Consider the following 12439-nt stretch of genomic DNA (forward strand, 5'->3'; position numbering starts at 1 on the left):
GGCGGTTTTTGCATCAATAAGCTAATAAACTGGCCCGGCGTCAAATAATGGCAAAAATCGTCTGCATTCGTGGTACGCGCCCACATCCCCGCGCTTGCGTCTGAGCAAAGCCTCCCTTACCATCGTCCGGAAGAGCACGTACTGCCGGCGGTATTCGGCCAGCGGCACAATTTTACCGCATCCCCCGCCATTCGCAGCCAAGTTAAACAAGAACATGCAAGCCGCATCCACGAGACAGTTACCGATACCATGAGCACACAGCCTTTGATTTCCGCCTCCCGTTTCTACCAGCGCTGGCTGGACGCCGCCCCCGAGCGCGCCGCGCAGGTAGCGCAACTGGTGAGCGCGCAGCTGGACAAGCTCGACTTTTCCGCCGAGTTGGCCGCCCAGGCGAACGCCGCCACGCCGCCGCTGCCGCCCGAGCGGGCCATGCGCCGCCTGCGCAACCTGCTCGTGTGCGGCCTGATCGCGCGCGATCTTGGCGGCCAGGCCGACTTGCACGAAGTCGTCACGGCCATGACGGGCTTTGCCGATTTCGCCATCCGCACGCATGTGGACGCCATCATGGCCGAGATGGTGGCCCTGCACGGCATGCCGGTCGGCGAGGAATCGGGCGAGGAACAGGCCTTGATGGTGTTGGCGATGGGCAAGCAGGGCGGCGGCGAGCTCAATGTGTCGTCGGACATCGACCTGATCTTTGTCTACCCGGAAGACGGCGACACGCACGTCACCGTACCGGGCCAGCGCAGCCTGTCCAACCACGAGTTTTTCATTCGCATGGGCAAGAAACTGATCGCCGCCCTGGCCGAGATCACACAGGATGGTTTTACTTTCCGCGTGGATATGGCACTGCGTCCGAACGGCAACTCGGGGCCGCTGGCCGCCAGCCTGAGCATGGTGGAACAATACCTGATCGTGCAGGGCCGCGAATGGGAACGCTACGCCTGGGTCAAGGCGCGCGCCGTGACGGGCAAGCCGGAAGACATTGCCTCGCTCGACGCCATCGTGCGCCCGTTCGTCTTCCGCCGCTACCTCGATTTCGGCGTCATCGATGCCATCCGCACCATGCACGGCCAGATCCGCGCCGAGGTCAACCGCCAGGAACGGCTGCATCCGGACCGCAGCAACAACGTCAAGCTGGGCCGTGGCGGCATCCGCGAAATCGAATTCCTCGCGCAAGTGTTTCAGTTGATACGCGGCGGGCGCGACGCCGAACTGCGCGAACGTTCCACGCGCGCCACCCTGCGCACGGTGGCCGACAAGGGTTTGCTGGAACCGGCCATCGTGGAACAACTGCTCGGCTCCTACACTTTCCTGCGCAACCTCGAACACCGGCTGCAGTATCTTGACGATGCGCAAACCCACACCCTGCCCGCGAATGACGCCGACCGCCTGACCGTGGCGCAGATGATGGGCTTGCCTGACACGGCCACCTTGCTGGCCCAGCTGGAAGCGCACCGCGTATTTGTCGCCGGGCAATTCGACGAAATGTTCAGCGACAAGAGCAGCGGCACGCCGCCGGCCGACACGGGCATCGACCCGCAGACGTCGAACGACTGCGCCGCCTCGGACCAGCAAGAAGCCATCGAAGCGCGCTTTGCCGCCCTGGGTTTCCATGAACCGGCAGCCTGCGCGCGCCGCCTGCTGGCCACGTGGCAGGCGCCGCGTTTGCAATCGTTGCCCGAGGCGAGCCGCACGCGCTTGGTGGCCCTCGTCAATTCCGCCCTGCCCCTGATCACCGATTGCTCCGTTTCCAACGGTAACGCCAGCCAGCTGGCCACCCTGGGCCGGCTGCTCGATTTCCTGGAAGCGATCGCGCGCCGGTCGGCCTATCTGTCGCTGCTGACGGAATACCCGCACACGCTCGAGCGCGTCGTGCGCATGGTGTGCGCCAGCGGCTGGGCCGCCACCTTCCTCACGCAGCACCCGATCCTGCTCGATGAACTGCTGGACGAGCGCATCCGCAATACGGTGCCCGACCCGGCCGCGCTGGCGCTGGACCTGCAGCGCCAGCTCGACGACGCGCCCGGCGACACGGAGCGGCAAATGGATATCCTGCGTGAAATGCACCATGCGCAACTGTTCCAGTGCCTGGCGCAAGACCTTGCGGGCGACCTGAGCGTGGAAAAGCTGGCCGACTACCTGTCGCAGCTGGCCGACATCATCGTTGCCGCCACCGTGCAAGCCGTCTGGCAAACCTTGCCCACGCGCCACCGCGACGTGCCGAAATTCGCCGTCATCGCATACGGCAAGCTGGGCGGCAAGGAACTCGGTTATGTCTCGGACCTCGACGTCATTTTCCTCTTCGACGATGACGACCAGGAAGCGCCCGGCCTGTACGCCAAGCTGGCGCAACGCTTCATTACCTGGATGACCTCGCACACCTCGGCCGGCATTTTGTTCGACATCGACATCGCCCTGCGCCCCGACGGCGCCTCGGGCATGCTGGTCTCCAGCGTGCAGGCGTTCGAGCGCTACCAGGGCAGCGCGGCCTGGGTGTGGGAACACCAGGCGCTCACGCGCGCGCGCTTTTGCGCCGGCGACGCAACCATCGGCAAGCATTTCGAACGCATCCGCGACACCATCCTGCGCAAGGAACGGCCGGAAAACGGCCCGCTCAAGGGCGAAGTGGTGACCATGCGCAAAAAGATGCTGGACGCGCATCCGCCCCGCCCCGGCAGCTTTGATCTGAAACAGGATCCGGGCGGCATGATCGACATCGAATTCATGGTGCAATACCTGGTGCTCCAGCATGCGGCGCAGTATCCGCAGCTGACGGCCAACTCGGGCAATATCGCCCTGCTGCGCCTGTGCGGCGAACTGGGGCTGATCGACGCCCAGCTGGCCACCCAGGTCGCCGACGCCTACCGCGCGCTGCGCAAACTGCAGCACCAGCTGCGCCTGCAGGGGCAAGACCTGGCCCGCGTGGAACCGGAGCGCGTGCGCGTGCATGCGGATAATGTGATGCGCCTGTGGCAAGCCATCTTCGGCGCCGTTGCCTGAGGCCGGCCCGGGCATGCCACTCCATTACCTGTCCCGGCTGAGCGGATCGGCGCGCGATACGCAAGCGAACCTGCAGCTGGGCTGCGTGCTGGCGCTGGTGGCCGGCGCCGTGAATGCGGGCGGCTTTCTTGCCATCGGCGGCTATACCTCGCACATGACGGGCATCGTTTCCGGCATGGCGGACGACCTGGCGCTGGGCAATATCACCGTGGCCCTGGCCGCGCTGGGCGCCTGGCTGGCCTTTGTCAGCGGCGCGGCAGTCACGGCCATCATGGTGAACTGGGGCAAGCGGCGCCGGCTGCACAGCCAATTTGCCGCCAGCCTGCTGCTGGAAGCGGCCTTATTGCTGCTGTTCGGCTTGACAGGCAATTACCTGGCCACCATGCCCGACGTGCTGGGCCCCGTCACCATCTTGCTGCTGTGCTTTGTCATGGGCTTGCAGAACGCCATCATCACCAAGATTTCGGGCGCCGTCATCCGCACCACGCACGTGACGGGCCTGTCGACCGACATCGGCATCGAACTGGGCAAGATGGCGTATTACAACCGGCGCCACCTGCCGGACCGCATGGTCAAGGTGAACCGCGGCAAGCTGAGAACACACAGCCTGCTGATCGCCTGCTTCTTCATCGGCGGCGTCAGCGGCGCTCTGGCCTTCAAGCACATCGGCTTTCCCGCCGCCACCATCCTGCTCGCCGGTGTACTGACCCTGCTGTCGGGCGTGCCCGTGCTGCGCGACTTGCGCCTGCTGTGGCGTTTTTACCGGCGCCGTTTCTATTCGCACAGCCATAAATGAAAAAACGCCCAGGCAACTACCTGGGCGTTTTTCTTATGCGGTCAAAAAATTACTTGGCCGACATCAGTGCGACGGTGGTGTCGAGCATGCGGTTCGAGAAACCCCACTCGTTGTCGTACCACGACGATACTTTCACCAGACGGCCCGACACTTTGGTCAGGGTCGAATCGAAGTTCGACGAAGCCGGGTTGTGGTTGAAGTCGATCGACACCAGTGGTTCGGTCTGGTACGTCAGGATGCCTTCCAGGGCGCCTTCCGATGCAGTTTTCATCAGCGCGTTGACTTCTTCCACCGTGGTGTCGCGCTTGGCGATGAAGGTCAGATCGACCAGCGAGACGTTGATGGTCGGCACGCGGATGGCGAAGCCGTCCAGCTTGCCATTCAGCTCAGGCAGGACCAGGCCAACGGCGGCAGCGGCGCCCGTCTTGGTCGGGATCATGCTCATGGTGGCCGAACGGGCGCGGCGCAGGTCTTCATGCATCACATCGGACAGCACCTGGTCGTTGGTGTAAGCGTGCACGGTGGTCATCAGGCCCGTTTCGATGCCGATGGCGTCGTTCAGTGGCTTGACCAGCGGTGCCAGGCAGTTGGTGGTGCACGAAGCGTTCGAGATGACGGTGTCGGTCGATTTCAGTACCGAGTGGTTGACGCCGAACACAACGGTCGCATCGACGTCCTTGCCGCCTGGTGCCGAGATGATGACTTTTTTCGCGCCGCCCTTCAAGTGAGCCGAAGCTTTCTCTTTGGTGGTGAAGAAGCCCGTGCACTCCAGCACGACGTCCACGCCCAGCTCTCCCCATGGGATTTCAGCAGGATTGCGCTGTGCAAACACGCGGATCGGATCGCCATTGACGATCATGTTGTCGCCTTCGACGGTGACCGTGCCCGGGAACTTGCCGTGCGCGGTGTCATAGCGGGTCAGGTGGGCGTTCGATTTGGCATCGCCCAGGTCGTTGATGGCAACGATCTGGATGTCCTGTTTCTTGCCGCCTTCGTAGAAAGCGCGCAACACATTACGGCCGATGCGGCCGTAGCCATTGATTGCAACTTTGATCGTCATACTCTGCTCCTGATTAAAAAAGAAGGTACATGCACGCCCCTGGCGAGCACATCGCCAGGGCCGTTAAAAATCAATATTAGCCAGCGATAACGGCTTTGACCTTGGCGACGACGTTCTCGACCGTGAAGCCGAAGTGCTTGAACAGCACGCCGGCCGGAGCCGATTCGCCAAACGTGTCGATACCGACCACGGCGCCTTCCAGGCCCACGTATTTGTACCAGAAGCTGGTCACGCCCGCTTCGATGGCCACGCGCGGCACGCCGCGGGTCAATACGCTGGCCTTGTAGGCGGCGTCCTGACGGTCATACACGTCGGTCGACGGCATCGACACCACGCGCACGGCGATGCCTTCGGCAGCCAGCGCGCTGGCGGCGGCGACGGCCAGTTCCACTTCGGAACCGGTGGCGATCAGGATCGCCTTGGCATCCGCCACGTCGTTCAGCACATAGCCGCCGCGGTAGATGTTCTCGATCTGTTCGGCGCTACGCTCTTGGTACGGCAGGTTCTGGCGCGAGAAGATCAGGGTCGACGGGCCATCCTTGCGGCGCACGGCGGCGCCCCAGGCAGCGGCCGACTCGACGGTGTCGCATGGACGCCAGTTGTCCAGATTCGGGATCAAACGCATCGACGAGACGTGCTCGACCGATTGGTGCGTCGGGCCGTCTTCGCCCAGGCCGATCGAGTCGTGGGTGAACACGAAGATCGAACGCAGTTTCATCAGGGCAGCCATGCGCAGCGCATTGCGGCTGTAGTCGGAGAACGTCAGGAACGTGGCGCCGAACGGGATGTAGCCGCCGTGCAAGGTGATGCCGTTCATGATGGCGCTCATGCCGAATTCGCGCACGCCGTAGTTGATATGGTTGCCAGGCTGGCCCGAACGCACGGCCACGCACTCTTTCCAGTTGGTCAGGTTCGAACCGGTCAGGTCGGCCGAGCCGCCCAAAAATTCCGGCAGCGACGAAGCCAGTGCCTGGATGGCGTTCTGGCTGGCCTTGCGGGTGGCGATGTTTTCTTTCTTCTCGACGCAGGAAGCGATCGCGGCCGACAGCGCCGTTTCAAATGCAGCAGGCAGCTCGCCCTGCATGCGGCGGCTCAGTTCCGCGGCTTGCTGCGGGAATTCACGACCGTAGGCGGCAAAGCGCTCGTTCCAGTCCGCTTCCAGCAGGGCGCCTTGCTTCTTGGCATCCCAGGCAGCGTACACGTCGGCCGGCATCTCGAACGGTGCGGCATCCCAGCCGATGTATTCGCGCACGGCAGCGATTTCCTTGTCGCCCAGCGCGGCGCCGTGAACCTTGTCGCCGCCTTGCAGGTTCGGCGAACCCTTGCCGATGATGGTCTTGCAGCAGATCAGGGTTGGCTTCGATGCGGTCTTGGCGGCGGCGATGGCGGCAGCCACGGCGGCAACATCGTGGCCGTCGACGGCGCGGATGACGTTCCAGCCGTACGCTTCGAAGCGAGCCGGGGTATCGTCCGTAAACCAGCCTTCGACTTTGCCGTCGATGGAAATGCCATTGTCATCGTACAGGGCGATCAGTTTGTTCAGGCCCAGGGTGCCGGCCAGCGCGCACACTTCGTGCGAAATACCTTCCATCAGGCAACCATCGCCGACGAAGGCGTAGGTGTAGTGGTTGACGATGTCGTGGCCTGGCTTGTTGAATTCGGCAGCCAGCAATTGCTCCGACAGGGCCATGCCGACGGCGTTGGCGATGCCTTGGCCCAGCGGGCCGGTAGTCGTTTCAATGCCTGGCGTGATATCGACTTCCGGGTGGCCCGGGGTTTTCGAATGCATCTGGCGGAAGGCCTTGATGTCTTCCATCGACAGCTCGTAACCGGTCAGGTGCAGCAGCGCGTAGTGCAGCATCGAGCCATGGCCGTTCGACAACAGGAAACGGTCGCGGTTCTGCCATTTTGGATTCGCGGGATTGTGGCGGTAGTGACCACTCCACAGGGCAACTGCGATCTCGGCCATGCCCATCGGCATGCCTGGATGGCCGGAGTTGGCCTTTTGTACAGCGTCCATTGCCAGTGCGCGGATCGCATTGGCCATTTTGGTAGTCGGGAGCGTAGTTGTCATGATGGTGTGGGTCAGTCGCGAGTTTGGGATTCGTTTGCAACAGCACGGACAAGAAAGAACCCAGGCCGGCTGCTTTATGTAGTCAACTATTTTACCAGACTAGGGGGCTGCAAATTAGAATTGCGGCGTACTGGCCAGCCAAATGGCTATACTTTGACGTCTTTCCACCCCACATATACCCCCGTTGAGGATTTGCATGCCGCGTTTTTTCTGCCCCCAGCCGCTCGTTGCCGGCACCACCATCGCCCTGCCGGAGGCTGTCGCCCACCATATCCAGGTCGTGCGCCTGGCGCCGGGCGACGTCATCACCCTGTTCAATGGCGAAGGCGGCGAAGTGCAGGCGAGCCTGGTGGCGATTGCCAAGCGCAGCGTGACGGCGGACATCCAGACGCACGTGGCGCGCGAAGCGGAGCTGCCCTACGCCGTGACCCTGGCGCAGGCGCTGCCGGAAGCGTCCAAAATGGACTGGATCATCGAAAAAGCCATCGAACTGGGTGCGGCGGGCATCGTGCCGTTATCGGCACAGCGCTGCGTCGTGCGCTTGTCCAGCGAACGGGCCGAGAAAAAACTCGCGCATTGGCAAGGCATTATCGTGTCAGCATCGGAGCAATGCGGGCGCAACCGCCTGGCGCAGCTGGCGCCATTGCAAGATTTTAATAGCTGGAGCCGCCAGCAAGACTTACACAAACGCATCATCCTGACGCCGCGCGCGGAGCAGTCGCTGGCCGACTGGGCGCGTCACCAGCCGCCGCAGGCCATCACCGTGATGGTGGGACCGGAAGGCGGATTTTCGGAAGCGGAAGAAAAGGCGGCCCTGGCCGCCGGCGCCATCGGCTTGAGCATGGGCCCGCGCATCCTGCGCACGGAAACGGCGGGCCTGACGGCGCTGGCCACCTTGGCGGCATTGTGGGGCGGGATGTAGCACGCCGCATTTACGTCGGGCAATAAAAAAACCGCCGGCTTGCACCGGCGGTTTCTTGATGATCGCCTTGCCCATTCGCATGGGCAAGGCATATTCAAGTCGATTAGAACTTGTAGTTGTACTCTGCGGTCAGTTTCACAGCGCGTGGAGCGGTGTAGCTAATGACACGGCCGTACGTTGGGCTGACGTTGTAGTTACCACGAGCAACGTTATAGGTTTCGTCGATGGTTTGTGCGGTTTGTTTGTTAAACACGTTAAACACATCCACCTTCAAAGCCAGACCATTGACTTGCTCTGGACGATAGGTCACGTTGGCATCGAAACGCACATCCCATGGCAGTTTGCCGAAGGTGCCGCGTGGTGCTTCCTTGCCATCACAGTAGAAGTAGACCGAACCGTAGTTCTGTACATCTGTTGGCAGATCAGGACGGTTACCGAAGCAGCTGCGTGGACGACCCGAAGCGATCAAGGCATTGCCGCCAACACTGATCTGATTCGTCAGCTCATAGAAGCCGAAGGCTTTGATCTGATGGGTACGGTTGTTTGGCAGCAAGCCATCCGCGCCCATCATCAACTCCTTGTTATCCCAGCTCGAAGTTGCAGCCACGTCGGTTTGTGCATTATCCGAACGGGTTTGACCTTCGGTGTTACCGGTGCTGCGCGACCAGGTGTAGTTGATGCGGCCATACCAGCCATTGCGCATCGGATGTTCCGCAAACAGATCGATTGCGGTGTACGTACGCTTGGCTTTATCGAAGCCGATATCGGCAGCCTTCAGATCGACGCGGGTGTAGTTCGATTGCGTACCGGCGAAATCGACCCAGAAGCTGTTGTCTACGCCCGGATTGAACGAAGCGCAGTTAAAGCCGCCGTAGTTCGACGTATCGATGCCTTTGGCCGCAGCGAAAGCATAGATCTGACGGTCATCGCAGAAGTCATCGATCGTTTGACGCAGTTTGCGATAGGTAACCTTGGCGCCGAAATTCAAGCTAGGCGAGTAGGCTTGCTCGAAACCGACCGTCAATTCATCCTGATACGTCGGCTTGATATCGATCGCGCTCAGGGTCTTGACATCTTTCGCCTGGCCCAGTTCGTTGTTCGTCGAGAATTCAGGCGTCAGCGCCTTCAGTCCCGTTGGACGACCGTACTGATCGGTACCGGTATAGGTGTAGTACTGGTTGGTGAACAGCGAGCGGCTTGCGCCACGCACAGCCAGGTGGGTCGGGATTTGCACGGCGTAACGACCAACGCTACCATACACTTTCAACGACGCATCACCATTCACGTCCCAGGCTGCAGCCAAACGTGGCGACAGTTGGTTCTTGATTTCCAGGAAGGTTTCGCCGTCACCGTTTTTGTTTTTAAACGATTCGCTGCGCAGACCGACAGTCACCAGCACGTCTTTCGTTGCCTGATAACGGTCTTCGATGTATTGAGCCGACTGGTCCGAGTACGCATTGGTCAGCGTGTTGTACAGCGTGCTGCCAACATAGTAACCCTGGGTACCCAGGCCGCCGCCGCTGGCTACCGGCACGCGATAGCCGCCGCCGAAGTTGGTCGCTAACAATGGATTGGCAACCTTGCCGTAGGTCCACAGACCGCCGCCAGCTTGCACATCACCCGCATTCACGGACGACAGTTTGTTGTTGTCCAAGCCGCCACGCAGCGTGTGCTTGCCCAGTTTGTATTCCAAGTCGATACGCGACGACTTGATCTTGCTTTGCGCATCATCACCAGGAATCACGCCACCCAGCACTTGCGGGCTGGAATAGTTCAGACCAGGTGCGCGGTTATTCGACGCCGCTGTGATCGAGAAGATGTCCGAAGGGGTGCTGCCGACGGCATCGTAGCGGTTTTTGTTCTTGGTTTTGCTTTGGCCGTACACGGCGGTCACAGTCAGGTCATCGGTCAGATTACCCGTGTAGCGCAGAATTTGCGATTCAGCACCGACGTTAGGCGAGAAGTTTGCATCATTTGTATAGTGCTGCGATGCCGTTTGCGCGCCGCGCAGAGCGGTTCCGTAGTCATACGCATACAGTTGACGATCCGACTTGCCTTCATCACCGAGGAACGTGGTTTCCAGGCGATGATTGTCCGTGATGTTCCAGTCGAACTTGGCAATGTAGCGGTCGATCGTATCCTGGTTCGATGCAAAGCCGGTGGCTGCATTCGAAGCCGAGGTACGGGTGCCGTTGATGCGTTCCCAGTCGGTTTTCTTGGTTTCTACCGCAGCGAACATGAACAGCTTGTCCTTGATGATCGGACCACCGACATAAGCGCCGTAGGTCTTTTCCGTCTTGCTGTTTTCCGAGTTGCGACGTAACAGGGTGCCGTCGGTCGATGCATTTTCCGGACGACCCGTTACTGGGTAGTAGCTGTCGCGATACTTCGCGCGCAGATTATCCGGCTCGATGCTGACGCTGCCACCAAATTCCCAATTATTGGTACCGCTCTTGGTGGTGATATTGACCACGCCGCCAACCGAACGACCAAACTCGGCGCCGAAGCCGCCGGTCAGGATCTGTGCCTGAGCGATCGCGCCGAAAGGCAGTTCCGATGCGCCCAGCTGTGTCAACGGGTTGGTAACAGGGAAACCATTGATGTAGTACGCGTTTTCGGACGCGCCGCCACCACCGAAGGATGCACCGGCCGCATAACGCGAGTCGGCGCGGGTGGTGTTTGGTGCCAGCTGAATAATCGCTGAAACGTTCTGCGCGATAGGCAGACGTGCCAATTCTTTGGCGGTAAAGGTCGCGCCATTGTTGGAGCTGGAGACGTCGATACGGTTGCGGCGGCCAGTAACCTGAACCGCTTGCACGCCGGGAGCCGCCGTTGCGGTGACAAACGAGGCATCCACACCCTGGCCAACCAGGACATCGACTTCGACCGTTTTGCTGACTTGGCCATCACGTACCAGTTCCACTTTGTAGTGGCCTGGTGGCAAGGCGGTGGCGAAATAGCGGCCCGATGCATCAGGCACCACGATACGCTTGGCACCCGTGTCCGTATTCAGCAGAACAACTGTGCTGCCAGCAGCGGCTTCAACGTTACCGTAGATATTACCGGCAGCGTTCGATTGAGCCATGGCTGCAGGAACCACGGCAGCGGTCAGGGTTGCAGCACCAAACGCGATGGACAACGCGCGTACTAAAACAGTTTTTCTAAACATGTGGTTTCCTAATTATTATATTAAGTGTTATGGGGTACCTCTGATAGAGAGACCCGGCAAAGTTAAGCACTAAATCATGTTCAATACGTTTTTTATTTCCGGTTTTAGTTTTCAATTAATTTCACTCTCAACCCACACTGATAGCGCAGATCCCCAAACGAATAGTTTCAAAGAAAATTATTCGCTTAAGCAATACATAAAACCATATTGCCCGCATTAGTGTCAATACAATAGCTTGTGGTTTGTGCGTAAAAGCAACAACTCGCAGCGGACCATTTTTGACAGGAAGAGGTGCCTAAAACGGCGCATGCTCGCACCATTTTGGTGCAATGCAAAATAAAGAATATGTATATACGAAAAACTAACTTCCGCTCGCACTCCATCATGGCGTTTGAGGCGTTTTTGCTTTGCGAAAATGCACCGAAGTGGCAGCGCAACATAGGTACAGGCAGGTCGCAGATGGGCGCTATGGCGCCAGTGAAACGGACGGAGGAAGAACAGAAGCGGAGACATTGACGTTGCAACAATACAACATTTCCTTGGATCTCCACTTCTGCGTTTCATTGCAGGAGCCTACGGACTCTTATTTCTTATTATACGAAGTCGTGAACAAGGAATGCTCCATATTTCTTCTGGTAGTTTCCAATACTCGAATTTCATTATCCGATGTTATTTTATCCTGAACCATTTTCTTATCATATTCGGCCGCATATAATTCAGTCGATTTCTTCCAGGCAGTACTTTCACTGGAAATGCTTTGCTCTATCGCTGCAGCATCCGACAAAATATTACCGTAGACTTTATTAATCAACGCGGCGGAACGGGTAAATTCTTCATTATTCATCAGTTTGAGAATTTCCGGCTTGATGGTTTTATCCGCAGGAGCGACACTGCGCAAATTGACGATAAAGCGCCCGTAACACTCGGTCCAGGTATTTATTTTGGCATTCACCTTACGAATGTCTTCATTGCTGGTCGATTGCGCGGGAATTTGAGGGCGCTCGCAACCGTAGCGGGAGTACGCGGCGCTACCGCCGTCGAAGTTCGTTGTGTAGTAGGCGATGTCGGCGTGATGGGCCTTGCGTTCCTGCACCAGCGCGAGCGAAGCGGCGGCTTCCGGATGCCCTTTGGCGGCGGCCTGCTTCAGCCAGTACGCAGCCTTTTCCGTATCTTCTGCCGTTCCTTCGCCAAAACCGTACATTTCACCGAGTTGCAGTTGGGCATTCACGTTGCCCGCCTCGGCTAATTTATTAAATATCTGAAAGGATTTGTAAAAATCCTTGTTATCCCATAATTTCTGCGCATCGCTCAATTCATCTGCATGCGCAGTACCGAACCCTGCCAGCAACAACATGACCAAAGTTAATTTTTTCATCTTCACATCCGTTAAGAAAATTAGAGATTCAAACCCTGGC

At 59.2% G+C, this 12439-nt stretch carries 7 protein-coding genes; 3 read left to right on the forward strand and 4 right to left on the reverse strand.

The window, feature by feature from the left end; all coding sequences use genetic code 11:
* Positions 1 to 249 precede the first annotated feature (249 nt).
* Together glnE and KO539_RS19710 are read left to right on the forward strand one after the other, a co-directional pair.
* Positions 250 to 3003: a bifunctional [glutamate--ammonia ligase]-adenylyl-L-tyrosine phosphorylase/[glutamate--ammonia-ligase] adenylyltransferase gene (gene glnE / locus KO539_RS19705; protein ID WP_374106461.1), complete on the forward strand. Its 2754-nt coding sequence runs from the start codon at positions 250 to 252 to the stop codon at positions 3001 to 3003.
* 13 nt (positions 3004 to 3016) lie between these two features.
* Complete coding sequence (locus KO539_RS19710; protein ID WP_176388871.1) at positions 3017 to 3799, forward strand: YoaK family protein; 783 nt, start codon at positions 3017 to 3019, stop codon at positions 3797 to 3799.
* A gap of 49 nt (positions 3800 to 3848) precedes the next feature.
* Here the strand turns inward: KO539_RS19710 and gap are convergent, their stop codons facing one another.
* Both gap and tkt read right to left on the reverse strand, forming a co-directional pair.
* The gene (gap, locus tag KO539_RS19715; protein WP_071079192.1) at positions 3849 to 4859 is read right to left on the reverse strand and encodes a type I glyceraldehyde-3-phosphate dehydrogenase; all 1011 of its coding nucleotides are present in this window, start codon (positions 4857 to 4859) and stop codon (positions 3849 to 3851) included.
* A gap of 76 nt (positions 4860 to 4935) precedes the next feature.
* Complete coding sequence (gene tkt, locus KO539_RS19720) at positions 4936 to 6933, reverse strand: transketolase (protein ID WP_219311055.1); 1998 nt, start codon at positions 6931 to 6933, stop codon at positions 4936 to 4938.
* 196 nt (positions 6934 to 7129) lie between these two features.
* Between tkt and KO539_RS19725 the strand changes: the two genes are divergently transcribed.
* Complete coding sequence (locus KO539_RS19725) at positions 7130 to 7855, forward strand: 16S rRNA (uracil(1498)-N(3))-methyltransferase (RefSeq protein WP_219311057.1); 726 nt, start codon at positions 7130 to 7132, stop codon at positions 7853 to 7855.
* A 103-nt stretch (positions 7856 to 7958) separates the two neighbouring features.
* Here the strand turns inward: KO539_RS19725 and KO539_RS19730 are convergent, their stop codons facing one another.
* A complete protein-coding gene (locus tag KO539_RS19730) occupies positions 7959 to 11024 on the reverse strand; it encodes a carboxypeptidase regulatory-like domain-containing protein (protein ID WP_219311059.1) in 3066 nt (1021 codons plus the stop codon).
* 583 nt (positions 11025 to 11607) lie between these two features.
* The gene (locus KO539_RS19735) at positions 11608 to 12399 is read right to left on the reverse strand and encodes a tetratricopeptide repeat protein (RefSeq protein ID WP_219311061.1); all 792 of its coding nucleotides are present in this window, start codon (positions 12397 to 12399) and stop codon (positions 11608 to 11610) included.
* Between the last annotated feature and the right edge of the window lie 40 nt (positions 12400 to 12439).

This window comes from Janthinobacterium sp. NKUCC06_STL (genome assembly GCF_019345455.1).
GTDB classification, from domain to species: Bacteria; Pseudomonadota; Gammaproteobacteria; order Burkholderiales; family Burkholderiaceae_D; genus Janthinobacterium; species Janthinobacterium rivuli.

Coding starts and splice junctions, on each gene's coding strand:
- glnE (WP_374106461.1), top strand. CDS start 250: ATGAGCACACAGCCTTTGATTTCCGCCTCCCGTTTCTACCAGCGCTGG.
- KO539_RS19710 (WP_176388871.1), top strand. CDS start 3,017: ATGCCACTCCATTACCTGTCCCGGCTGAGCGGATCGGCGCGCGATACG.
- gap (WP_071079192.1), bottom strand. CDS start 4,859: ATGACGATCAAAGTTGCAATCAATGGCTACGGCCGCATCGGCCGTAAT.
- tkt (WP_219311055.1), bottom strand. CDS start 6,933: ATGACAACTACGCTCCCGACTACCAAAATGGCCAATGCGATCCGCGCA.
- KO539_RS19725 (WP_219311057.1), top strand. CDS start 7,130: ATGCCGCGTTTTTTCTGCCCCCAGCCGCTCGTTGCCGGCACCACCATC.
- KO539_RS19730 (WP_219311059.1), bottom strand. CDS start 11,024: ATGTTTAGAAAAACTGTTTTAGTACGCGCGTTGTCCATCGCGTTTGGT.
- KO539_RS19735 (WP_219311061.1), bottom strand. CDS start 12,399: ATGAAAAAATTAACTTTGGTCATGTTGTTGCTGGCAGGGTTCGGTACT.